This window comes from Stenotrophomonas sp. TWI377 (assembly GCF_039674525.1).
In the GTDB taxonomy this organism is placed as follows: Bacteria; Pseudomonadota; Gammaproteobacteria; order Xanthomonadales; family Xanthomonadaceae; genus Stenotrophomonas.
Genome location: NZ_JBDJNT010000024.1, coordinates 1 through 21,921 on the forward strand (window position 1 = coordinate 1; position 21,921 = coordinate 21,921).

General features: G+C 66.3%; 23 protein-coding genes. 11 read left to right on the plus strand and 12 right to left on the minus strand.

The annotated features are described in order from the left end of the window. The first annotated feature begins 167 nt into the window (after positions 1-167). From ABE546_RS16580 to ABE546_RS16590, 3 genes are all read left to right on the plus strand, one after another. Positions 168-2,039, plus strand: a complete 1,872-nt coding sequence (locus ABE546_RS16580) for an ABC transporter ATP-binding protein (protein ID WP_259261553.1) — start codon at positions 168-170, stop codon at positions 2,037-2,039. Between the two features lie 95 nt (positions 2,040-2,134). Beyond that, entirely contained in the window at positions 2,135-2,914 is a 780-nt protein-coding gene (locus tag ABE546_RS16585) for a ferredoxin--NADP reductase (protein ID WP_346464518.1), read from the plus strand. A 203-nt stretch (positions 2,915-3,117) separates the two neighbouring features. Next, the gene (locus tag ABE546_RS16590) at positions 3,118-3,663 is read left to right on the plus strand and encodes a TlpA disulfide reductase family protein (RefSeq protein WP_313210322.1); all 546 of its coding nucleotides are present in this window, start codon (positions 3,118-3,120) and stop codon (positions 3,661-3,663) included. A 280-nt stretch (positions 3,664-3,943) separates the two neighbouring features. On the opposite strand, the gene ABE546_RS16595 is transcribed toward ABE546_RS16590, so the two are convergent. After that, complete coding sequence (locus tag ABE546_RS16595; RefSeq protein WP_313210324.1) at positions 3,944-4,426, minus strand: glutathione peroxidase; 483 nt, start codon at positions 4,424-4,426, stop codon at positions 3,944-3,946. Positions 4,427-4,687: 261 nt separating this feature from the next. Here ABE546_RS16595 and ABE546_RS16600 point away from each other — a divergent pair, with 261 nt between their 5' ends. After that, the gene (locus tag ABE546_RS16600) at positions 4,688-6,859 is read left to right on the plus strand and encodes a M3 family metallopeptidase (RefSeq protein WP_346464519.1); all 2,172 of its coding nucleotides are present in this window, start codon (positions 4,688-4,690) and stop codon (positions 6,857-6,859) included. Positions 6,860-6,981: 122 nt separating this feature from the next. Here ABE546_RS16600 and ABE546_RS16605 read toward each other — a convergent pair whose 3' ends face one another. The 5 genes from ABE546_RS16605 to ABE546_RS16625 form a co-directional block, all read right to left on the minus strand. Continuing rightward, complete coding sequence (locus ABE546_RS16605) at positions 6,982-7,377, minus strand: tetratricopeptide repeat protein (RefSeq protein WP_346464520.1); 396 nt, start codon at positions 7,375-7,377, stop codon at positions 6,982-6,984. Between the two features lie 92 nt (positions 7,378-7,469). Further along, positions 7,470-7,937, minus strand: coding sequence for a hypothetical protein (locus ABE546_RS16610; protein WP_346464521.1), 468 nt, complete (start codon positions 7,935-7,937; stop codon positions 7,470-7,472). Positions 7,938-8,209: 272 nt separating this feature from the next. Next, positions 8,210-9,328, minus strand: a complete 1,119-nt coding sequence (gene cfa / locus ABE546_RS16615) for a cyclopropane fatty acyl phospholipid synthase (protein ID WP_346464522.1) — start codon at positions 9,326-9,328, stop codon at positions 8,210-8,212. Between the two features lie 14 nt (positions 9,329-9,342). Next, positions 9,343-10,200 carry a DUF3298 domain-containing protein gene (locus ABE546_RS16620; RefSeq protein ID WP_346464523.1) on the minus strand — a complete coding sequence of 286 codons (858 nt, stop codon included), beginning with the start codon at positions 10,198-10,200 and terminating at the stop codon, positions 9,343-9,345. A 65-nt stretch (positions 10,201-10,265) separates the two neighbouring features. Next, positions 10,266-10,568 (minus strand): GNAT family N-acetyltransferase, encoded by a 303-nt coding sequence (locus tag ABE546_RS16625; protein ID WP_121041132.1) that lies wholly within the window; start codon positions 10,566-10,568, stop codon positions 10,266-10,268. Between the two features lie 212 nt (positions 10,569-10,780). On the opposite strand from ABE546_RS16625, the gene ABE546_RS16630 reads away from it, so the two are divergent. Next, on the plus strand, positions 10,781-10,960 hold the full coding sequence (locus ABE546_RS16630; protein WP_313218851.1) for a hypothetical protein: 180 nt from the start codon (positions 10,781-10,783) through the stop codon (positions 10,958-10,960). A gap of 243 nt (positions 10,961-11,203) precedes the next feature. Here the strand turns inward: ABE546_RS16630 and ABE546_RS16635 are convergent, their stop codons facing one another. Continuing rightward, entirely contained in the window at positions 11,204-11,827 is a 624-nt protein-coding gene (locus tag ABE546_RS16635) for a rhomboid family intramembrane serine protease (RefSeq protein ID WP_019182898.1), read from the minus strand. Between the two features lie 7 nt (positions 11,828-11,834). Continuing rightward, complete coding sequence (locus ABE546_RS16640) at positions 11,835-13,397, minus strand: oligopeptide:H+ symporter (protein WP_070470348.1); 1,563 nt, start codon at positions 13,395-13,397, stop codon at positions 11,835-11,837. A gap of 177 nt (positions 13,398-13,574) precedes the next feature. Between ABE546_RS16640 and ABE546_RS16645 the strand changes: the two genes are divergently transcribed. Then, positions 13,575-14,423: an endonuclease/exonuclease/phosphatase family protein gene (locus tag ABE546_RS16645; RefSeq protein WP_313210343.1), complete on the plus strand. Its 849-nt coding sequence runs from the start codon at positions 13,575-13,577 to the stop codon at positions 14,421-14,423. An 81-nt stretch (positions 14,424-14,504) separates the two neighbouring features. Here the strand turns inward: ABE546_RS16645 and ABE546_RS16650 are convergent, their stop codons facing one another. Continuing rightward, positions 14,505-15,116, minus strand: a complete 612-nt coding sequence (locus ABE546_RS16650) for a superoxide dismutase (protein ID WP_123730769.1) — start codon at positions 15,114-15,116, stop codon at positions 14,505-14,507. Positions 15,117-15,384: 268 nt separating this feature from the next. Between ABE546_RS16650 and ABE546_RS16655 the strand changes: the two genes are divergently transcribed. Together ABE546_RS16655 and ABE546_RS16660 are read left to right on the plus strand one after the other, a co-directional pair. Beyond that, the gene (locus tag ABE546_RS16655) at positions 15,385-15,858 is read left to right on the plus strand and encodes a ribonuclease domain-containing protein (RefSeq protein ID WP_313210346.1); all 474 of its coding nucleotides are present in this window, start codon (positions 15,385-15,387) and stop codon (positions 15,856-15,858) included. Then, positions 15,855-16,301: a barstar family protein gene (locus ABE546_RS16660; protein ID WP_346464524.1), complete on the plus strand. Its 447-nt coding sequence runs from the start codon at positions 15,855-15,857 to the stop codon at positions 16,299-16,301. Before ABE546_RS16655 ends, ABE546_RS16660 begins: the two co-directional genes overlap by 4 nt. 106 nt (positions 16,302-16,407) lie before the next feature. Here the strand turns inward: ABE546_RS16660 and ABE546_RS16665 are convergent, their stop codons facing one another. Next, positions 16,408-18,123, minus strand: a complete 1,716-nt coding sequence (locus ABE546_RS16665; protein ID WP_346464525.1) for a hypothetical protein — start codon at positions 18,121-18,123, stop codon at positions 16,408-16,410. 9 nt (positions 18,124-18,132) lie between these two features. Then, positions 18,133-18,732 carry an NfuA family Fe-S biogenesis protein gene (locus ABE546_RS16670; RefSeq protein ID WP_313210352.1) on the minus strand — a complete coding sequence of 200 codons (600 nt, stop codon included), beginning with the start codon at positions 18,730-18,732 and terminating at the stop codon, positions 18,133-18,135. A gap of 90 nt (positions 18,733-18,822) precedes the next feature. On the opposite strand from ABE546_RS16670, the gene ABE546_RS16675 reads away from it, so the two are divergent. The 3 genes from ABE546_RS16675 to zupT all read left to right on the plus strand — a co-directional run bounded on the left by ABE546_RS16675 (position 18,823) and on the right by zupT (position 20,505). Continuing rightward, positions 18,823-19,164: a 4a-hydroxytetrahydrobiopterin dehydratase gene (locus ABE546_RS16675; RefSeq protein WP_346464526.1), complete on the plus strand. Its 342-nt coding sequence runs from the start codon at positions 18,823-18,825 to the stop codon at positions 19,162-19,164. A 4-nt stretch (positions 19,165-19,168) separates the two neighbouring features. Beyond that, positions 19,169-19,588, plus strand: coding sequence for an energy transducer TonB (locus tag ABE546_RS16680; protein WP_346464527.1), 420 nt, complete (start codon positions 19,169-19,171; stop codon positions 19,586-19,588). 107 nt (positions 19,589-19,695) lie between these two features. After that, the gene (gene zupT / locus ABE546_RS16685; RefSeq protein ID WP_019182887.1) at positions 19,696-20,505 is read left to right on the plus strand and encodes a zinc transporter ZupT; all 810 of its coding nucleotides are present in this window, start codon (positions 19,696-19,698) and stop codon (positions 20,503-20,505) included. Positions 20,506-20,681: 176 nt separating this feature from the next. On the opposite strand, the gene ABE546_RS16690 is transcribed toward zupT, so the two are convergent. Next, on the minus strand, positions 20,682-21,620 hold the full coding sequence (locus ABE546_RS16690) for an RluA family pseudouridine synthase (RefSeq protein WP_019182886.1): 939 nt from the start codon (positions 21,618-21,620) through the stop codon (positions 20,682-20,684). Positions 21,621-21,921: the final 301 nt, after the last annotated feature.

Sequence of the window (21,921 nt, forward strand, 5' to 3'; positions counted from 1 at the left end):
CGGCCTCGGCACTATCGTGGGCCGGCCGGGGTCGGCCCGCCGGGGGCCCGGCGCGGCACGTGGCGGGAGGCCCCCGGGCGCCCGCCCCCGGCGGGCACTACCGGGCTGCGGTCCGCGTGCACTGAATTCATGCATCAACCACGGTCACGGCGCGCACAATACCGCCCATGCCCGCCTCCCCCGCTGCCGGTGCACCCGGCCAGAAGAATCCCAGCCTGCGCGAGCGCGTCAATGCGATGCGCAACCTGCCCCCGTTCCTGCGCCAGGTCTGGCAGACCAGCCCCGGGCTGACCCTGGCCAGCCTCGGGCTGCGTGTGATCCGTGCGTTGCTGCCGGTGGCGATGCTGTATGTCGGCAAGCTGATCATCGATGCGGCGGTACTGCTCAGCCAGCACGATGCGGGCTTCCCGCCGTTCGGCGAGGCGCTCTCCAGCGGGCTGCTGAACCCGCTGCTCGGGTTGCTCGCACTCGAGTTCGGCTTGGCCATGGCCTCGGACCTGCTCGGCCGCATGGTCAGCTACGCCGATACGTTGTTGTCAGAGCTGTTCACCAACGTCACCAGCGTGCGCCTGATGGAACACGCCGCCGAGCTGGACCTGGAAGATTTCGAAGACCCCGACCTGCAGGACAAGCTGGACCGCGCACGGCGCCAGACCATGGGCCGGATGAACCTGATGAGCCAGCTGTTCGGCCAGGTGCAGGACAGCATCACCGTGGCCAGCCTTGCGGTCGGCCTGATCGTGTACGCGCCGTGGTTGATCCTGCTGCTCGCGGTGGCGCTGATCCCGGCGTTCATCGGCGAATCGCATTTCAACGCCGCCGGCTACAGCCTCAATTTCCAGTGGACGCCCGAGCGTCGGCAGCTGGAGTACCTGCGCCAGATCGGGGCCAGCGTGGAAACCGCCAAGGAGGTGAAAATCTTCAACCTCCATCGCTTCCTGATCGACCGCTACAAACGGCTGGCCGAGAAGTTCTACCTGGCCAACCGCGCCCTCGCGCGCAAGCGCGCGATCTGGGGCACGCTGCTCGCCGCGCTGGGGACGCTCGGGTACTACGCGGCGTATGCCTACATCGCCTGGCGCACGGTACGCGGCGATTTCTCGATCGGCGACCTCACCTTCCTGGCCGGCAGTTTCCTGCGCCTGCGCCAGCTGCTCGAAGGGCTGCTGATCGGCTTTTCGCAGGTCGCCGGGCAAGCGCTGTACCTGGACGATCTGTTCTCGTTCTTCCAGATCGAACCGGAGATCCATTCGCGCCCGGACGCGGTCGCCATCCCGCAGCCGATCACCCAGGGCTTCGTGTTCGAGAATGTCGGATTCCGCTACCCCGACGCCGAAAGCTGGGCGGTACGCCATCTGGATTTCGACCTGCGTGCCGGCGAAGTGCTGGCGCTGGTCGGCGAGAACGGTGCCGGCAAGACCACCCTGGTCAAGCTGCTGGCCCGCCTGTACGACCCCGACGAAGGCCGCATCCTGCTTGATGGCCGCGACCTGCGCGATTACGACCTGGACGACCTGCGCGCCAACATGGGCGTGATCTTCCAGGACTTCGTGCGCTACAACCTCAGCGCCGGCGAGAACATCGGCGTCGGCCTGGTCGAGGCGATGACCGACGACGCCCGCATCCGCGATGCCGCGCGCCGCGGCATGGCCGATGAAGTGATCGCCGGCCTGCCCGGCGGCTACGACCAGCTCATCGGCCGCCGCTTCAAGATGGGCGTGGACCTGTCCGGCGGTCAGTGGCAGAAGATCGCGATCGCGCGTGCCTACATGCGCGATGCACAGGTCATGATCCTGGATGAACCGACCGCGGCGCTGGATGCGCGCAGCGAGTTCGAGGTGTTCCAGCGCTTCAAGGAACTGTCCGACAACCGCACCGCGGTGCTGATCTCGCACCGGTTCTCCTCGGTGCGCATGGCCGACCGCATCCTGGTGCTGGCCGGCGGCCGGATCGAGGCCAGCGGCACCCATGCCGAACTGATGACCCAGGGCGGACGGTATGCCGAACTGTTCGAGCTGCAGGCCGCCGGGTACCGCTGAAACCCAGACGCGACAGGCCTGTCCGGCCAGTCAATGAGAATTTATCTCATTTGAGATAAACTAGACCCGACGAAACCGACCAGAACCCCACCCCCATGTCTTCCGCTTTTGGCGCCGAAACGGTGCTTGAGGTCCGTCACTGGACCGACGCCTACTTCAGCTTCACCACGACCCGCGACAGCGGCTTCCGCTTCGAGAACGGCCAGTTCGTGATGATCGGCCTGGAAACCGAGGCGCGCCCGCTGCTGCGCGCGTACTCCATCGCCAGTGCCAACTGGGAAGAAAACCTGGAGTTCTTCAGCATCAAGGTCCAGGACGGCCCGCTGACCTCGCGCCTGCAGCACATCAGGCCGGGCGACAAGGTGCTGGTCGGCAAGAAGCCTACCGGCACCCTGCTGATCAGCGACCTGCACCCGGGCAAGCACCTGTACCTGCTCGGCACCGGCACCGGCCTGGCGCCGTGGCTGTCGGTGATCAAGGACCCGGAAACCTACGAGCGCTTCGACAAGGTGATCCTCACCCACGGCGTGCGCTACGAAAAAGACTTGGCCTACCGCGACCTGTTCGAGAAGGAACTGCGCGAGCACGAATTCCTCGGCGAGATGATCGGCGACAAGCTGCTGTACTACCCGGCCGTCACCCGTGAGGCGTTCCCCAACCAGGGCCGCCTGACCTCGCTGATGGAAAGCGGCGAGATGCAGAAGACCCTCGGCCTGCCGCCGCTGGATCCGGAAAACGACCGCGCCATGATCTGCGGCAGCCCGCAGATGCTGGCCGACCTGCGCACCGTGCTGGACAGCCGCGGCTTCCAGACCTCGCCGCGCATCGGCACCCCGGGCCACTACGTCTTCGAGCGCGCGTTCGTCGAAAAGTAATCGCGGCGCCGGGCTCCGCCCGGCTGATCGACGAACCTGCGCGCCAGCCGGGCAGCGCCCGGCTCTACGGGGCTGATACGCCAACCGCAGCCCTGCCGGGTAGAGCCGACCGTTGGTCGGCTCCCGCGGCAACGATCGCATGCACGTTGGGCTATATTCCGCGTCAGCCCGGCAACGGCCGGGTCTGACCTGGAGCCGTACCGATGATCAGGAAGATCCGCCCCGCCCTCGCCTGCCTGCTGCTCGCCATGAGCCTGGCTGCCAGCGCCGCCGCGCCCGCAACGCCCTCACCGAAAGCCGGCGATATCCCGCCGCAGATCCTGGGCAAGGACCGCCGGGGCAATGTGGTGGACCTGGCCAGCCAGCGCGGCAAGGTCGTCATCGTCACGTTCTGGGCCTCGTGGTGCGGCCCGTGCCGCAAGGAACTGCCGATCCTGGGCCAGCTGCAGAAGGTCATCGGGCATGACGCGCTGCAGGTCTACGCGGTGAACCTGAAGGAACCGCGCGCCGATTTCGCCGCCATCGCCCGCAGCCGCAACGCCCCGCCACTGGACTACATCCACGACGCCAAGGGCGAGGTCAGCGACCAGTACGGCATCCAGACCATCCCGCACATGTTCATCATCGGCCACGACGGCAGCATCGCCGGGGTGCATCGCGGCTACTCCGAGCAGAGCCTGCCGAAAATCGTCGACGACATCCTCGCCCTCCTGCCCGAAGACGTGCGCAACCGGAAAGCAGGCGGCTGATTCCACCGCTGCGGTGTAGAGCCACGCCATGCGTGGCTGGAACGTCGGCGATCCGATGATGCGAGCCGGTAGAGCCACGCCATGCGTGGCTGGAACGTCGGCGATCCGATGATGCGAGCCGGTAGAGCCACGCCATGCGTGGCTGGAACGTTGGGCGAACCGGTGATGCGAGCCGGTAGAGCCACGCCATGCGTGGCTGGAACGTTGGGCGAACCGGTGATGCGAGGAGCCGGCCAGCGGCCGGCACTACCGGGATCACGGAGCCGGGCAGAGCCCGGCGTTACGCCAGCGCCGCCTCGATGTCGCCGCGCAGCGATTCGGGCTTGTCGGTCGGCGCATACCGCGCCAGCACCTGCCCATCGCGCCCGACCAGGAACTTGCTGAAGTTCCACTTGATCCCGCGCGTGCCCAATACCCCGGCCTTCTCGGCCTTGAGCCACTGCCACAGCGGATCAGCGCCGGCGCCGTTGACCTCGACCTTGTCCGACATCGGGAAACTGACCCCGTAGGTCAGCGAGCAGAATTCCCCGATCTGCGCCGCATCGCCCGGCTCCTGGTGCCCGAACTGATCGCAGGGAAACCCGACCACCACCAGCCCCCGTGGCCCGAACTCCCGCCACAGCGCCTCCAGCCCCTCGTACTGCGGCGTAAAGCCGCACTTGCTGGCCACATTGACCAGCAGCAACACCTTGCCCCGGTACTGCGCCAACGCCTGCGGCTGGCCGGACAGGTCCACGAACGGGAAGTCGAAGGCAGTGGTCATGGCAGGGGATTCCGGTGGAAAGACCTCATCTTAGCTTGCCTGCTGGACTCGTCCTGCACGGCTGGGGAGCCGGCCAGCGGCCGGCACTACTGCTCCCAATCTGGCCACACGCCGCTTTTTAAGGCGCCAATCAACTGTCCGGCGCCGCAGTTGCTTTCGCCATGCCCCGGCCGTGGTCCGGCCAAAACATGCCTTTCGACACAAGCCCCTCCGCAACGGCTCGGGTTACCCTCAAAGACTTGTCTGACCGGAGAATTCCCCTTGACCACCCGTCTTGCCCTCGCCGTCGCCGTGACCCTCGGCCTTGCCCTGCCCGCCTATTCGGCCACCGCCGCCACCCCGGCCGCGACCAGCGCCCAGCAGGCCAACCCGTTCTTCGCCGACAGCCCGCTGCCGCTGCACTTCCCGCAGTTCGACAAGATCAAGGACAGCGACTTCGCGCCCGCCTTCGACGCCGGCATGGCCCAGCAGCTGAAGGAAGTCGAGGCGATCGCCAACAACAAGGCCAAGCCGACCTTCGACAACACCCTCATCGCCCTGGAAAAGAGCGGTGATACCCTGGACCGCGCCACCACCGTCTTCTTCAGCCTGGTCGGTGCCGACACCAACGACGCACGCAAGAAGCTGCAGGCCGATTACTCCGCCCGCTTCGCCGCGCACAGCGACGCGATCGCGCTGAACGGCAAGCTGTTCGCCCGCATCCAGACCCTGTACGACACCCGCGCCCAGCTCGGCCTCGACGCCGAGGGCGTGCGCCTGGTCGAGAAGTACTACGAGAGCTACGTCCGCGCTGGCGCCAAGCTGTCCGAAGCCGACAAGACCAAGCTCAAGGAAATGAACGCCGAACTGGCCAACCTGGGCACCAAGTTCAGCCAGAACGTGCTGGCCGAAGTGAACGCCTCGGCGATCACCGTCGATGACGTCAAGGAACTGGCCGGCCTCTCGCAGGAGCAGATCTCCGCCGCTGCCGAAGCCGCCAAGGCCCGTGGCCAGGACGGCAAGTACGTCATCACCCTGCTCAACACCACCGGCCAGCCGCCGCTGACCAACCTGGCCAACCGCGCGCTGCGCCAGAAGATCTACGAAGCCTCCATCACCCGCGGCAGCCGCGGCGGTGAGTACGACAACACCGCCCTGGTCTCGCGCATCATGCAGCTGCGTGCCGACAAGGCCAAGCTGATGGGCTTTGCGAACTTCGCCGCCTACAACCTGACCAACCAGACCGCCAAGACCCCCGAAGCGGTCAACGCCATGCTCGGCCAGCTCGCCCCGGCCGCCGTCGCCAACGCCAAGCGCGAAGCCGCCGACCTGCAGGCGATGATCGACAAGGAGCAGAAGGCCGCCGGCAAGCCCACCTTCAAGCTGGAAGCCTGGGACTGGGCGTTCTACAGCGAGAAGGTCCGCCAGGCCAAGTACAACTTCGACGAATCCCAGCTCAAGCCGTACTTCGAAATGAAGAACGTGCTCGAAAACGGCGTCTTCCACGCCGCCCAGCTTGAATTCGGCCTGACCTTCAAGCAGCGCACCGACCTGCCGGTCTACCACGAAGACGTCACCGTCTATGACGTGTTCGATGCCGACGGCAGCCAGCTGGCGATCTTCATCTTCGACCCGTACGCACGCGCCTCCAAGCGCGGCGGTGCGTGGATGAACTCGTACGTCTCGCAGTCCGAACTGACCGGCTTCAAGCCGGTGGTCGCCAACCACCTCAACATCCCCAAGCCGCCGGCCGGCAAGCCGACCCTGCTGACCTGGGATGAAGTGACCACCACCTTCCATGAATTCGGCCATGCCCTGCACGGCATGTTCTCGAACGTGAAGTACCCCTACTTCTCGGGCACCTCGGTGCCGCGCGACTTCGTCGAGTTCCCCTCGCAGGTCAACGAGATGTGGGCCGATGATCCGGTCATCCTGAAGAACTACGCCAAGCACTACCAGAACGGGACGGCCATGCCGCAGGCCCTGCTCGACAAGGTCGTCGCTGCCGCCAAGTTCAACCAGGGCTTCGCCACCACCGAGTACCTCGGTGCGGCCATGCTCGATCAGCGCTGGCACCAGATCGGCCCGGACCAGGTGCCGGCTGCCAAGGACGTCATGAAGTTCGAAGCCGATGCCCTGGCCAAGGACGGCATCTTCTACGCGCCGGTCCCGCCGCGTTACAAGACCCCGTACTTCAGCCACATCATGGGCGGCTACTCGGCCGGCTACTACGCCTACATCTGGTCCGAAGTGTTGGATGCCAACACCCAGAAGTGGTTCCGCGAGAACGGCGGCCTGAGCCGCAAGAACGGTGACCACTTCCGCCAGACCCTGCTCTCCAAGGGCGGCAGCGTCGATGCGATGGAGCTGTTCCAGAACTTCGCCGGCCACGCCCCGCAGATCGAGCCGCTGCTCGAAAAGCGCGGCCTGACCTCGGGTGACAGCAAGAAGTAAGCGTCCGCTGCAACGACGTGCAGTACAAAAAACGCCCGGCACTGCCGGGCGTTTTTTTTGGTTCTTCTACCCATGGCGATACGGACGTGACGGTAGGTACCAACCGTTGGTTGGTGCGACCCTCAATGCGCCTGCGGGTCGAACCAGGCTTCCCAGGTGAACGGTGAGGCAGCCATCGTGCGCGCCTGTTCGAACGCCGCCCTCGCCTGCGCCGTGCGCCCGGTATTGAGCAACGCCACGCCAAGGTTGAATGCCGCATGCCGATCGTCGCTACCCAGCGCCAACGCCCGCTGCAACACCTCACGCGCACGGACGTACTGCGCGCGGTCACAGGCAACGGCGCCGAGCCCGGTCAGGAGCAGCGGATCTTCGCTGTGTGCCGACAACGCGGCCTCCAGCGTGGCCGTGGCCGTTGCAAGTGCAGCGTCCGCATCACGCGTACCGGCGAACGCGGCCTCCACCTCGCTGCGGGCGCTCAGCAACGCGTGGACTACGGCGGAAGAAACGGCGTCATGCATGCGGCGCAATGCTAACGGGAAACACACCCGACCGGCGATGCCGGGCGGGATCAACGCGGCCGCCAGCGCTGTGCCGGCAGCCGCAACCGCGCTTAGTTCGAGGCGGTGGTATAGGCGTAACCCAGCGGCGATCCTGCCTGGTCAACCTTCGCCTTCACCTTGAAGTGGAACGCCGGCAAGTTGGAGCCGCTCATCCGGCAGTTTTCGGTCTCGGTCACCTTGCAGGTGTACGCCTGCTCGGTCGGCTCGAAGCCCATGCCGATGTACATCTCCAGGTCCGGGTTGGTACGCAGCATGGTGGTGGTGTAACGGTTCGCCTTCGGCTTGATTACACCGGAAATGGTCTCACCTTCCATCAGCGTCACAGTCATGCCCGCCGTGCGTGAGCCGCCCGGCGCCGTCTGCAGGTTCCAGGACAGGCACACCATGTCGGACGGATCAGTGCACGCCACTTCTTCCACGTCGTAGGCCTTGCGCGCGGCCGACGCCTGGCTGGCCAGGGTGCAGGCGAACAGCACCGCGATGGCGCTGGCGAAATGGGTTTTCTTGTTGCTCGTCATCTGTTGATCAACTTCATGTTGGGGACGGATGCCATCGCGAACCGCAGCCGAGAGGCCACGGCGCGCAACGACCGCGCCAAATTGGCATGCGGCGGCGGCGAAAAACTGCGCACCGAGTCACGTATCGTCCGGCCCCGCAGCGCAGCGTGCCCGCGAGGCATTGAACGACCCAACCGCGACACATCGTGATTCTTTCAGCCTATCGAAACTGAACGAATGCAATCCCGTAATAACGCATCGAGGGGCGACACGCGGTATCCATGCCGATCCCGTCAGCGCGGCGCCACATACCCACCCGGCACCCCATGCGGCGACAGCACCAGCTGCCACAGCTGCGCATGCCGGCAACGGAAGCTGGCCATCGAGGCGGCCAGGTAGAAACGCCACATGCGCTTGAAGCGTTCGTCGTAACGCTGCGGATCCAGCTGCGGCCACGCGTTTTCCACGTTCAACCGCCACGCCTGCAGCGTCCGGTCGTAATCAGTGCCGAAGTTGTGCCAATCCTCCAGCACGAACAGCCCTTCAAACGCGGCGGTGAGCTGGGCGGCCGAGGGCAGCATCGAATTGGGGAAGATATAGCGCGCAATCCAGGGATCGGTGCGGTGGCGCGACAGGTTGCCGCCGATGCTGTGCAGCAGGAACAACCCGTGCGGATGCAGGCAGCGCCGCGCCACCTCAAAGTACCCGCGATAGTTCTTGTCGCCCACGTGCTCGAACATGCCCACCGAGAAGATCGCGTCGAAGGTCTCGTTGAGGTCGTGGTAGTCCTGCAGGCGGATTTCGATCGGCAGACCGGCACACAGCTGGCGCGCGTACTCGGCCTGCTCCTGCGAAATGGTGATGCCCACGCCGGAGACGCCATAGCGTTCGGCGGCGAACTTCAACGCTTCGCCCCAGCCACAGCCGATATCCAGCACGTGCTGGCCGGGGCGCAATTCCAGTTTGCGGCAGATCAGGTCGAGCTTGGCCTCCTGCGCCCCGTCCAGGTCCTGCGCGTCGCGCCAGTAACCGCAGCTGTAGACCAGGCGCTGGCCGAGCATGGCCTCATACAGGTCGTTGCCGAGGTCATAGTGGCGCTTGCCGACTTCGAAGCTGCCACCGCCCGCCTGCAGGTTGAACAGGCGCGCCTTGAGTCCATCGGCCACTTCGCGCCAGCTGTGCACGCGCTCGTCCAGATGAGCCTGCATCAGGTGATACAGGAAGCCGTCCAGCGAGGCGGCGTCCCACTGGCCGTCCATGTAACTCTCGCCCAGGCCGAGCGAGCCCTGGGCCATGACCCGCGCGTAGAAGCGCGGGTCGTGCACCGTGATGTCCTGCGGCTGGTCACCGTCAACGGTGACCCCCGCCTCATGCAGCAACCCTGTGACCCGTCGTTGCAGCCCAGCGTCCACGTCGCCTCCGTCGATCAGCCCCGGGCGAACAACCCCGCGACATCCTGCCCCACGTGCGGCACCAGCACGGCGGCCGGGACGTCCACGGTCTGCGTGCCGTCCGAGTACGGCCCTACCTGGTAGGGCGGGAACACGAAGCGTATCGCAGAGATGCGCCCGTCGGAACCGGTCAGCGGCTGGAACTGGCTGAAGTTGTCGGCACTTGGCCCGGTGCCGTCGGCGATCATCCGGCTGGCATTGCGCAGCGATTCCTGCATCTGCGCCGGTTCCATTTCATCGCCGCTCAACCGGGTCGCCACGCGCTCGCGCAGCTGGTCGGCCACGTAATCGCTGATCGCCTTCCAGCCCTTGGCATCGGCCACCAGCTTGTCGGCGGTCAGCATCTGCTGCTGCTCCGGCAGCCACACAAAGCGCGCCACCAGCGGCTCACCGTGGGCGCCGCCGGTATAGCGGCTGCCATCGGCGGTCACCACCACCAGCTGCGGCGTTTCCAGCACCTTCTCGAAGGTCAGCGAAAGCTCGTAGGGCATGCTCGGCTTGTCGTTGCCCAGCCCGTCCAGCGCCTGCTGCAGCTCTGCCCGCGCACTGTCGGCATAGCCACCCAGCGCCTTGGCCAAGCCCGGATACCGGGCGATGTCCGGCGGGTAGGTGATCCCGACCACGGCCTGCGGCGAGGTCTCGATCACATCGCGCAGCTCGACCGGTGCGTCGGGAGCCACCGCGGGCGCGACGGCTTCGGCGGCCGTGTCGACCGGCGCCGCCGGTGCTTGTGTGTCGCCGTCGTGCTTGTTGCAGCCTGCCAGCACCACCACGCCCATGGCCATGGCCAACGCGCTGGCGCGCAGCGCGCGACGGTTTCCTGCGATGTTCATCCTGAAATCCCCTTGTTGTAACCCACCATCATGATCGGCCATCCCTGAAGCATGACCCGCTGTCGTCATCGGACCAGCAGGTCGTCGTACTCCTCGTGCCGCTGCAGGAACGCCTCGGCGTAAGCGCAGGCCGGCACCACCTTGAATTTCTGTTCGCGCGCATAGCGCAGCGCCACCTTGGTCAACTCACCCGCCACGCCACGGCCGGCGATCGGCTCCGGCACCTCGGTATGGGTGATGATCATCCGCTTGCGCTTGATCTGGTAATCCAGCAGCGCCAGATGCCCTTTGACCCGGGCCTGGAAGCGGTGATTGGCCAGATCGTGCTCCACCTCGTAAGCCAGTCCGGGCGGCGTGACCGAAGCCATGAGCGGTGTCTCCTGCGGCGACTGCAGCGATAGTGCGCAGCCGGCCGCCATGATCGCGTGAAGCCTGAACAGGGGCAAGCAGCGACGTGCTGCGTCACATCCCGCCCTAAAGCCCGGCGCCTGCAGGCCGATACCGGAGTCGGACAGGGCGTGAAAGCTGGCATGGCTTTTGCGAAGACCTGCCTGTACGCACCCGCTTTCCGGAGGTCCGCATGGACAACACTGCACCTGCCCCCGCCCCCCACGGCGACGCCGACACATCCCTGCTGGAGGGCTTGTTCCAGTTGGCCGTGAATGGCCAGACCCAAGGCTGGGAATTCGCCCAGATCGACAACGAGGTCTATGCCCGCCTGCTCAGCACGTATGGCGTAGACGGCAAGAAGGCCGCCTGACGGTTGCCGGGCTCACGACCAACGGTCGTGAGCTACCCCGGCCAGATACCTCATCGTAGGTACCGACCGTTGGTCGGTACGCCCCACCCCGGCCAGATACCTCATCGTAGGTACCGACCGTTGGTCGGTACGCCCCACCCCGCGCCAGATACCTCATCGTAGGTACCGACCGTTGGTCGGTACGCCCCACCCCGCGCCAGATACCTCATCGTAGGTACCGACCGTTGGTCGGTACGCCCCGACTCAACCGCCGAGGCGGAAGGTCGGGTTGCTCAGCTCACGCAGGAAGTGGCTGAAGATGCTCGGCTGCATGGCCAGCATGAACAGCACACCGAAGGCCGCACCGGCCAGATGCGCGCTGTGGTTGATGCGATCGCCGCCGCGGCGGTCCATCCAGATGCTGTAGCCGACATAGAACACGGCATAGATGATCGCCGGCGCCGGAATGAACAGCACCAGGATGATCGACCACGGCTTGATCAGGATGAAGGCGAACAGCACCGCCGATACCGCGCCCGATGCGCCCAGGCTGAGGTAGTTGGGGTTCTTCTGGTTCTTCAGATAGCTCGGCAGGATCGACACCAGCAACGCACCCAGGTAGAACGCCGGATACGTCAGGTAGCTGCCGCTCAGCTGCAGCATCACCTGTTCGATGAAGCCGCCGAAGAAGAACAGCGTGATCATGTTGAACGCCAGGTGCGACAGATCGGCGTGGATGAACCCGTACGTGATCAGGCGATCGTACTGACGGTTGCGGTCCACCGCCGGCGGCCACAGGATCAGGCGGTCGGCGAGCGCACGGTTCTTGAACGCCATCCACGACACGATGACGGTAATGGCGATCAGCAGCAGGTTGACTGGGGTCATGTCAGGCTCAGGCGGTGCGGTAGTTGTCGACCATACGATAGCGCTTGGCATACCAACCGAAGGCCAACGCCGCCAGGAACGCAAAGCCGGCGAAGAAGAACATCAGGAACGCCGCCTCGCTCAAGCCGGTACTGGCGATCTGGTGGGTCACCGTATCGTTGCGCACCGCCGCGTTGGACAGCAGCACCCACAGGTTGCCGATGGTGGTGGTCAGGTTCCAGAAGCTCATCACCACGCCCTTCATGGCCTGCGGCGCCTGGCTGTAGGCGAACTCCAGGCCGGTGGCCGATACCAGCACCTCACCGAAGGTGAGCAGCGCGTAGGGCAGCATCTGCCAGAAGATGGACATCACGTTGCCGCCATCCATCATCACCTGGATGCCACCGACCACGATCCAGGCCAGGCCGCTGAAGGCGATACCGGCGGTCATCCGGCGCAGCGCGGTCGGCTCGAAGCCGAAGCGGCGCAGCATCGGGTACAGCACCAGGTTGTTGAACGGGATCAGGATCATCACCAGCAGCGGGTTCAGCGCCTGCATCTGCGACGCAGTGAACCAGCTCGGCATGGCCATCTGCTGGCCCTGCAGCACCCAGGTCGAGGCCTTCTGGTCAAACAGCGAGAAGAACGGCGTGGTCAGGGCGAAAATCACCAGCACGCGCAGCACCGAGCGCACGCCCTCGACCGCTTCGGCCGGATGCACCGCACGGGCGCGGTCCAGCTGGATCCAGGTACCGCCACCGATACCGGCCAGCAGCAGGACCAGCGCGATGCACAGGCAGATCACGATGCCCAGGCTGCCCACCAGCCCCATCGAGGCCACCGCCAGCACCGCGCCGAGAATGGCCAGGGTACGCCCCGGACGGCCCTTGCCCGGCACCTGTGCCGACAGCGCGGTGCGCACCACGTTGCCGAACGAATGCGGGTCCTTCGGCGGCAGCGGCACAAGCACATAGCGCTTGCGGCCCATCCAGAACACGAAGGTGGCCACGAACATCAGAATGCCCGGGATGCCGAAGGCCCACGATGGGCCCAGGTTCTTCAGCGCCAGCGGGATCAGCAGCGAGGCGAACAGCGAGCCGAAGTTGATGATCCAGTAGAAGGCGTCGAACACGACCTTGGCCAGATGCTTGTTGCTCTGGTCGAACTGGTCGCCCATGAACGAGGCCACCAGCGGCTTGATGCCGCCCGCGCCCAGCGCGATCAGGCCCAGGCCGACGAAGAAGCCCTGGCGGCTGTCCTCGAAGATGGCCAGACAGGCGTGACCGGCGCAATAGATCAGGCTGAACCACAGGATGGTGTGGTACTTGCCAAAGAATTTGTCGGCCAGCCAGCCACCGAGCAGCGGGAAGAAATACACGCCGATCATGAAGCTGTGCATGATGTCCTTCGCCTCACCGGCGCGGCCATCGGCGGTGATCTCCTGCAGCAGCAGCGAGGTGATCAGGAACTGCACCAGGATGTTGCGCATCCCATAGAAGCTGAAGCGTTCGCAGGCCTCATTGCCGATGATGTAGGGAATCTGGCGCGGCATCTTGCCTTTGCCTGCGCTGGCGGCTGCGATATTGCTCATCCTGTGGGGCTGTCCTGCGAACACGAAAGGACCAAGATTACCGGAACCCCCTACCCCAGCGCACGCTGCACAGCTGCATGACAGGCGGCGCCGGACATGGCAGGCGGGCCCGAAACGACCGCGCGGGATGGCGCCCATGTCACGGATCGTCGACGGGGGAAGCGTAAACTTATCGTTATGCGCACGCACATCAAGGGTCAGACCCGACGTTGGACCGGCTGGATCCTCCTGCTGTTGCTGGCGGCCCCCGCCGCAGGCGCGCATGCGCGCCAGGCCGAGGAGGCCCTGCCCTCGCTGAAGATCGCCACGCTGGAACTGCCGACCCAGGACGATGCGCAGTGGCAGCAACGGCGGGACCAGGTGCTGCAGCTGCTCGAATCCATGCAGCCGGACGTGATCGCGGTGCAGCGCGTGCTGCAGACCCAGGGGCGCAATCCGGCCTGCTGGCTCGCCAGCCGGCTGCGCTACAGCTGCGATTTCGTCACCGCCGATCCGCCCAGCCAGCCGTTGCGCCATGGCAGCGCGATGCTGACCCGGTTGCCGGTCACCGATGACGCCGTCACCCTGCTGCACCCGCCCGGGCAGTTCAGCGCGGCCGGCATGGTACGGATCAAGCTGCGCGAAGAGCTGATCAACATCTACGTGGCCCGGCTACGGCCGGAGCCGGATGACGCGCAGATCCGCCGGCACCAGACCAGCGACCTGATGACCTGGATCGGCGCGACCGCCGAGGGCCTGCCCTCGCTGATCGCCGGCGATTTCTCCGCGGAGATCACCGAACTGGTGGGCAGCACGCCGGGCTTCCAGCCAGCCCGCAAGAACCCCGGCGAACGCGTGGACCCGCCCTCACTGGCCGGCGCAGCGCGTGGGCACGGCCTGGACGTGCTGTTCCAGGTGAAGTACTTCGGCGGCATCCGCCAGGACAGCATCAAGCTGCCGGCCAGCGAGAGTGACCCCACCGCGATGCGCCTGGGAACCATGGCGACCCTGCGCCTGCAGACGCCGGAAAGCACCAGCGCGCCCTGACGTCGCAGCGCTGCGGGCGGCGCAACGAAAAACGGCCAGGCATCGCTGCCTGGCCGTTCGCGTTTCAGGTGACCGTGCCGATCAGGCAATGGCTTCCTGGTAACGACGCTCGACTTCATTCCAGTCGACGACGTTGAAGAACGCGCCGATGTATTCCGGGCGACGGTTCTGGTACTTCAGGTAGTACGCATGTTCCCACACGTCCAGGGCCAGGATCGGCGTGTTGCCGTCCATCAGCGGGCTGTCCTGGTTGGCGCTGCTTTCCACCACGACCTTCTTGTCCGGGGTGACGCTCAGCCAGGCCCAGCCGCTGCCGAAACGGGTCAGGGCCGCCTTGGTGAAGGCTTCCTTGAACTTTTCCAGGCCGCCCAGCTGCGAATCGATAGCCTTGGCGACATCACCGACCGGCGCGCCGCCGCCGTTGGGCGACATCACGGTCCAGAACAGGGTGTGATTGGCATGGCCGCCGCCGTTGTTGCGCACGACGCCCTGCAGATTTTCCGGCAGCGACTTGGTCTTCTTGACCAGTTCTTCCACCGGCAGGTCGGCGAACTCGGTGCCTTCCAGCGCGGCGTTGACGTTGTTGATGTACGTCTGGTGATGCTTGGTGTGGTGGATTTCCATCGTCGCTGCGTCGATATGCGGCTCGAGCGCGTCGTAGGCGTAGGACAGCTTGGGGAGGGTATAGGCCATGTGGTTCTCCTGGTAGCTCACTCACCCGGCAAAGACCGGGCGTTGCGGAGTCGATGATGGGGATGGCCGATAAGCTTACCAAGGGCCATGTAAAGGAAACTTCGTCCTGCGCGGTCGATCGCGTGTCCGGATCGTGACGCGACAGTGACGGTGCACGCCGGGGGACGCGGGCTCCTTCGCCGTACAACACGCCTGTTCGGCTGGGCCTCACCGTGCGGGGCGATGATCGCAGTAGAGTAGTCGCCTCGCCCATCGCCCCTGGCCCCTCATGCGCAAGCCACTGCTGTTGTTGATCGCCATCGCGCTGCTGGTGGGCGGCCTGGCCGCCATCAAGCTGGCCCAGCGCCCGCCCGCGCCGCAGTTCGCGCCCTCGCTGACGCAGCCGGATGCCGCGCCGCCCGCCGGCGCCGCGACGTCATCACCGGCATCGACCCAGGCAGTGCGCGATCCCCTGCCCCCCTTCCTGCCCGCCGAGGCGCGCGACACCATCGCGCTGATCCAGCGCGGCGGCCCGTACCCGCACCGGCAGGACGGCAGCATTTTCAGCAACCGCGAACAGCGCCTGCCGCAGCGGCCGCGCGGCTACTACCACGAATACACGGTGGACACGCCCGGCGCCGGCAATCGCGGCGCGCGGCGCATCGTCACCGGCGGCACACCCCCTACTGGCTGGTTCTATACCGATGATCACTATGAAACGTTCCGCAGTTTCGACGTTCCACCTGCCGGGAGCTGGCAATGACGCATGACGGATTCGAATTGGGCCTGCACGACATCAACAATGCCGGCATCTATGCGATCGGCAACGATGATGTCGCCCCATTGTCGGCGGCGATGCGCGATGCCGGCCTGCACGTGATCCAGATCGATCTGGACGGCTGCCACGACAAACGCACGCTGCTGATGCGCCTGGCCGCCCGCCTGGATTTTCCAACCGGCTTTGGCGGCAACTGGGATGCGCTGACCGACAACCTGCGCGACCTGGCCTGGCTGCCGGCCAACGGCTATGCGCTGTTCTTCAGCGACGCTGATGCCCTGCGCAGCGATGCCGGCGCCGATTTCGACACGCTGCTGGATGTACTCGACGAAGCCAGCCGGTACTGGAGTGACGGCAACGTGCCGTTCTGGGCGTTCGTGGCACTGCGCGATGCGGACGTGGAACCGGACGCGGACCCCGCACCGTAACGCCCAGCATCCGGTAGAGCCACGCCATGCGTGGCTGCGAGGCGCCTGATGCCTGACCCTAGCGCAGCCACCCATGGGGTGGCTCTACCGCCGATGAGGCGCAGCCTCATCGGCTGCCGTTGTCTTCCTGCAGCTCTTTCTTGAACGGGATGTCCGGCGGCGGCCGCGCGATGGCCGGCTGATCCTGCATGTTGGGATCGCTCAGGCCGCACCCGCCACCGAACTGCAACACGGAAATCACGCAGGAAATGGACGAACTCGTGCCCGGGATCGGAATCTCCACGGCCTTGATGCCCTTGCGCACCCACTCGGCCAGCAACGATTCGTTGGGGGCCCAGTACTTGTCGAACGAGGTTGGCGTGTAGTCGTACGGTGGGCGCTTGAGCCATGTGCCGGACTGTGCGATGCGCTCCTTGCTCCAGCCGTCCTTATCGCCGCCCGGTGCGCCACGCTCGCTGTTAGCGTGCCCGTCCTGGCCTGGCACGCGCACGCTGCCGTCGGCCTTGAACAGGCTACCGCCCGTACCTTGGGTCGCACTCACGGCCCGGCCATTGAGGTCGGCATCCTGCGGATGATTGGCCGCACCCCAGTCGTCGGACCGGTTGGGCGTGGTCCAACTGCCCGGGGGCGCCCTGGAGGGGCTCGACGCGGCGCGCGCTGCAGTCGCCGCCGTGGATGCACTCGCCGTACTGCTGGCATTGCTTGCCGCCGCCGGTGATGGCGGTGCCGGGCGCGGGGCGGCGTTGGGCACCGCGCGTTCGCGTACGGCGACCTCCGCCGATCGACCGGGCACCGCCACCTCGCGCGTGGGCACTGTGGCCACGCTCACCGCCGGCGCGGTCACCGGCCGGATCTCGCGTTCGCGCACCTGCACGTCACGTTGCGGAACGGCGGCCTCCACCCGTGGCCCGGGAATGGCCACGGTCGGTGTCGGCGCTTCTTTCACGGTGACCTGCCGCTCCTGCACGCTCAGCTCGGGCGTGCGCACCTGCGGTTCGGCCGGGCGCGGCGCCGGTACGGTGGCACGCGGCGTCGGCGCCTCCACCGTGACCACGGTGCGCTCACGGACGGCAATGTCCTGTGGCTCGCGCGTCATGACACGCACGTCGGTGCGCGGGACGCTGGTCGGCGGCACCACGAAATCGGTCGTGGCCTGGGCCACCTCGGTCGCCTGGACGGGCTGTTCCACCGCGGGCGTGGCTGGCGCGGGTGGCGCCGGTTGCGGCTCGCTCGGCGGCGCCGGCGCTGCGGTCGGCTGCGGGGCCGAGGCTGTCTGCGCATCGGCCTCGGCCTGCGCCATCGCCTGGGCATTGGCCATCGCCGCAGCGATCGCCGCTTCCGCCGTGGCCGGCTCGGCAGCGGCGGGTTGCGCGCCTTCCTCCTGCTGCGGCGTGCCGCGTCCAACGAACGCCACCTGCACACGCCCGCTCTCACCGCCCTGGTCCGGTTCGGCAGGCGGCCGGATCAAGGCGACCCACAGCAGCAACAACGCGAACATCAGATGAAGCAACGCGCTGATCACGGCCGAGGTCCAGCGCATCCAGCGCTGATCGCGCGGCGCCGGATCCCAGCCCTGCCAGAGCAGGCGACGCATCGCCTGGACGAAACTCAGTTCCGGCAGGCGCCCGCCCCGCGGAAGCGGCTCGCGCTGGGCCAGCTCGGCCAGCACTTCGCTGGCCCGGAACGGCCGCGGCAATGGCGACAACGCGCGCAGCCACAGGCCCCACCCATAGGGGAGGCCGGTGGTTTTTTCGAGAATGCGCTTGTCCGGCTGGCGAGCCAGCAGCCAATCGAGGATGTCGTCAGCCCGGCGCAGTGGCACGCAGCGCGATCAGGCTGCCGTGCCGCGGGGAATGTACGGCGCGTCGCCACTCTCGTGGTCGGTCGCATCGCGCACCGCGGTGATGCCGGGCACACGCCCCATCAGGGTTTTTTCGATGCCCTGCTTGAGCGTGACGTCGGCCATGCCGCAGCCCTGGCAACCGCCGCCGAAGCGCAGCAGCACCACGCCATCGGCCGAGACTTCCTGCACCGCGACCTTGCCGCCGTGCGAGGCCAGCTGCGGGTTGACTTCGTTCTCCACCACCCAGCGCACGCGCTCGACCAGCGAGGAGCCTTCGGTCGGCGCCTCGCCCTTGATCTTGGGGGCCTTGATGGTCAGCTGCTGGCTGCCCGTGGCATTGGTGACGAAATCGATCTCGGCACCATCGAGCCAGGCTACGCTGGTAGCGGCCACGTAGAGGGTGAAGCCATCGCAGTCCACGGCCCACTCGTCACCGAGCAGCTCACCGGGATCGGCGAACTCCAGGCGGGCATCGGCGCGCGGGGTACCCGCATCGACGGCCGTGAGGCGTACGCCCATGCCGGGCACGGCCTCACGTTCGATCAGCTTGCGGAAATAGGATTGGGCAGTGTCGGATATCTGGATCATCGGGCTATTCTAGCCAATCCCTTGTTATGCGCTCATTCGGTTTATACACCGGACCGCGCATTGTTCAGTCATACAGATGTGGAGGAACCCATGGCCGACCTGATTCCGCTGGCGCAAGCCCACTGCGTGCCGCGCAAAGGCAGCGACCACAAGCTCGGCACCGCCCGGGTCGCCGAGCTGCTGGCCCAGATTCCCGGCTGGGAGCTGGCCGAGGCCGGCCAGGCGCTGACCCGCACCTTCCGCTTCGACAACTACCACGGCACCATGGCCTTCGTGAACGCCCTGGCCTGGGTGGCCCATCGTGAAGATCACCACCCGGACCTGGGCGTGCATTACGACCGCGCCGTGGTGCGCTTCTCCACCCACGATGTGGGCGGCCTGAGCGAGAACGACTTCATCTGCGCGGCGAAAGCCTCGGCCCTGACGGAGTAAGCCCATGAAACTGCAGTACCTCCTGCTGTCCAGCATTGCCCTGGCCGCCCTGGCCGGCTGCAACAAGACACCCGCCGAACCGGCCGCCCCGGTCGCGGCACCCACCGAGGTCGCCGCGGTCAAGACGCCACCGCCGGAGTACCCGATCGAACTGGCCTGCCAGGGGATCGGCGGCACCAGCACCTTCAAGGTGACCATCGCCGCCGACGGCCAGCCCAGCCAGGTCCAGCTCGCCAGCGGCAGCGGCAACGCCCAGCTCGACGAGCAGGCGCAGAAGGCCGTACAGGCCTGGCAGTTCAAGGCGGCCACGCGCGCCGGGCAGACGGTTCCGACCACGATCCAGGTGCCGGTCAGCTTCAATCCGCCGCAGCCCAAGCCCGACCAGTGCTTCGCGGTCGAAGAACGGCTGCGTCGCGGCGGTTGATCGCCGCGTTGTGTTGAGGTCAGCCGCCGCAAACCTCGTGCTCCCTACTCCGCGCCCCGGTGATGTTGCCCGGGGCGCGCTGCACTTCTACAAGGACGCGTTGGCGGATGCCTGATATTTCCAGTGAAAACGTATGGATCGCCCTGGCGGTCACCCTGGCCGCTGGCCTGGCCACCGCTCTGGGCAGCCTGATGGTGCTGTTCTCGCGCCGGCCCAACCCGCGCCTGCTGGCGTTCGGGCTGGCCTTTGCTGGTGGCGCGATGGTTTTTGTCTCGCTGACCGAGATCCTCAACAAGGCGATCGACTCGTTCACCCAGGCCTACGACGCCCGGCTGGGCTTCGCCTATGGCACGGCGGCCTTCCTGGTCGGCGTGCTGCTGATCGTGGTGATCGACCACCTGATCCCGAACCCGCACGAGAGCCTGGACAAGCAGGACCCGCTGTTCCGCGACAACAACAAGGCCTACATCAAGCGGGTCGGCCTGCTGACGGCGGTGGCGATCACCGCGCACAACTTCCCCGAGGGCCTGGCCACGTTCTTTGCCACGCTGGAAAGCCCGTCGGTGGGCATGCCGCTGGCCTTCGCCATCGCCATCCACAACATCCCCGAGGGCATCGCGATCGCGGTCCCGGTGTATTTCGCCACGCAGAACAAGTTCTACGCGTTCGGCGCCAGCCTGCTGTCCGGCCTGGCCGAGCCGATCGGCGCGGCGATCGGGTATGTGGCCCTGTCCGGCGTGCTCAACCACGCCACGTTCGGCTGGGTGTTCGGGATCATTTCCGGGGTGATGGTGTTCCTGGCCCTGGACGAACTGCTGCCGGCGGCCAAGCGCTACGCCAAGGGCCACGAGACCGTGTACGGCCTGGTGGCCGGCATGGGCAGCCTGGCGATCAGCCTGGTGCTGTTCAAATGGTGAGGCCCGGGCGCTACCCCGATAACGCCGGACGCTGTTGCCCGGATAACGTCGGCGCCGGGCCCACCGCCCGGTAGTGCCGGCCGCTGGCCGGCTCTTCCCGATGTCGATCAAGGCTGGGCAGAGCCGGCCAGCGGCCGGCACCACCCTCCGTTCGGCGCGGGCTTATCTGCCGGCGCTTACTTCAACCGGTTCAACACCTCGACCAGCTCCTCGGCCAGCGGTGCATTGATCAGATACGGCGTCTTGCCTGCATCCAGCGCGAACTCCAGCGAGGCGGCGTGCAGGAACAGTCGTTTCAGGCCGATCTGCTCACGAAGTCGCTTGTTGACGTCCGGATCGCCGTACTTGTCGTCACCGGCCACCGGGTGACCCAGATGCTGGGCATGCACGCGGATCTGGTGGGTACGGCCGGTTTCGATGCGGACCTCGCAGTACGAATGCCCACCCTTGCGCTCCAGCACCTTGAAGTGGCTGATCGATTCCTTGCCGATCGGATTGACCTGCACGTGGCGCTCGCCGCCCTGGCGCAGACCCACGTGCAGCGGGGCATCCACGGTCATCGTGCCATCGGGCATGCGGCCGGCCAGCAGGGTCAGGTAGCGCTTGCGGATGCCGGCGCCGTGGTCTTCGCGCAGCAGTGCCTGCAGCTCGCTCAGCGCCGAGCGCTTCTTGGCCACGATCAGCAGGCCCGAGGTATCCCGGTCCAGCCGATGCACCAGCTCCAGGGTTTTGCCCGGGCGCAGGGCACGCAGCGTTTCGATGGCGCCGAAGCTGATGCCGCTGCCGCCGTGGCTGGCCACGCCCGACGGTTTGTTCAGGGCCAGCAGCCGATCGTCTTCGAACACGATGGCATCTTCCAGCCTTTTCATGAACGCCGCGGGCGGACCGGCCTTGTCGCCTTCCTCGTTGAGACGGACCGGCGGGACCCGGACTTCGTCGCCGCCCTCGAGCTTGCGCTCGGCCTTGGCGCGGCCGCCATTGACGCGGACCTGGCCACTGCGGACGAGCTTGTAGATCAGGCTGCGCGGTGCACCCTTGAGCTGGCCGAGCAGGAAGTTGTCCAGGCGTTGCCCGGCGCGGTCGGCCGGGACAGTGATGATACGTACGCTGGTCATGGCTTCAGCGGCTTTGGGGGTGGGCTCGGTAACGGTCATTGGCCTTTTATTCTGTTACACTCGGCGGGCGAGATAAGGGATTGATTTCGTTGGAAGTTGTTCTGGGCCAGAAGCCCGACTTCCCGCGATTCCGGCACAGTGCGCAGCCACCGCCCCCGGGGCGGCCATGTTAGCGGCTCACCGGCGGTCCCGGCCATCGCCGGATGTCTGACACGCATTCGCGCTGAACATGTCCCTGTGGCGCTCCAGCCTGGCTGAAAGCTGCCTCCGGCCCCGTTACACCCAAACCAAAACAAATGAA

Bases quoted from the DNA above. Each gene is read 5' to 3' on its own strand.
- ABE546_RS16680 (WP_346464527.1), top strand. From the start codon at position 19,169: ATGAAACTGCAGTACCTCCTGCTGTCCAGCATTGCCCTGGCCGCCCTG.
- ABE546_RS16605 (WP_346464520.1), bottom strand. From the start codon at position 7,377: ATGCATGACGCCGTTTCTTCCGCCGTAGTCCACGCGTTGCTGAGCGCC.
- ABE546_RS16630 (WP_313218851.1), top strand. From the start codon at position 10,781: ATGGACAACACTGCACCTGCCCCCGCCCCCCACGGCGACGCCGACACA.
- ABE546_RS16635 (WP_019182898.1), bottom strand. From the start codon at position 11,827: ATGACCCCAGTCAACCTGCTGCTGATCGCCATTACCGTCATCGTGTCG.
- ABE546_RS16620 (WP_346464523.1), bottom strand. From the start codon at position 10,200: ATGAACATCGCAGGAAACCGTCGCGCGCTGCGCGCCAGCGCGTTGGCC.
- zupT (WP_019182887.1), top strand. From the start codon at position 19,696: ATGCCTGATATTTCCAGTGAAAACGTATGGATCGCCCTGGCGGTCACC.
- ABE546_RS16670 (WP_313210352.1), bottom strand. From the start codon at position 18,732: ATGATCCAGATATCCGACACTGCCCAATCCTATTTCCGCAAGCTGATC.
- ABE546_RS16585 (WP_346464518.1), top strand. From the start codon at position 2,135: ATGTCTTCCGCTTTTGGCGCCGAAACGGTGCTTGAGGTCCGTCACTGG.
- ABE546_RS16595 (WP_313210324.1), bottom strand. From the start codon at position 4,426: ATGACCACTGCCTTCGACTTCCCGTTCGTGGACCTGTCCGGCCAGCCG.
- ABE546_RS16660 (WP_346464524.1), top strand. From the start codon at position 15,855: ATGACGCATGACGGATTCGAATTGGGCCTGCACGACATCAACAATGCC.
- ABE546_RS16590 (WP_313210322.1), top strand. From the start codon at position 3,118: ATGATCAGGAAGATCCGCCCCGCCCTCGCCTGCCTGCTGCTCGCCATG.
- ABE546_RS16645 (WP_313210343.1), top strand. From the start codon at position 13,575: ATGCGCACGCACATCAAGGGTCAGACCCGACGTTGGACCGGCTGGATC.
- ABE546_RS16655 (WP_313210346.1), top strand. From the start codon at position 15,385: ATGCGCAAGCCACTGCTGTTGTTGATCGCCATCGCGCTGCTGGTGGGC.
- ABE546_RS16580 (WP_259261553.1), top strand. From the start codon at position 168: ATGCCCGCCTCCCCCGCTGCCGGTGCACCCGGCCAGAAGAATCCCAGC.
- ABE546_RS16650 (WP_123730769.1), bottom strand. From the start codon at position 15,116: ATGGCCTATACCCTCCCCAAGCTGTCCTACGCCTACGACGCGCTCGAG.
- ABE546_RS16625 (WP_121041132.1), bottom strand. From the start codon at position 10,568: ATGGCTTCGGTCACGCCGCCCGGACTGGCTTACGAGGTGGAGCACGAT.
- ABE546_RS16610 (WP_346464521.1), bottom strand. From the start codon at position 7,937: ATGACGAGCAACAAGAAAACCCATTTCGCCAGCGCCATCGCGGTGCTG.
- ABE546_RS16675 (WP_346464526.1), top strand. From the start codon at position 18,823: ATGGCCGACCTGATTCCGCTGGCGCAAGCCCACTGCGTGCCGCGCAAA.
- ABE546_RS16640 (WP_070470348.1), bottom strand. From the start codon at position 13,397: ATGAGCAATATCGCAGCCGCCAGCGCAGGCAAAGGCAAGATGCCGCGC.
- ABE546_RS16690 (WP_019182886.1), bottom strand. From the start codon at position 21,620: ATGACCAGCGTACGTATCATCACTGTCCCGGCCGACCGCGCCGGGCAA.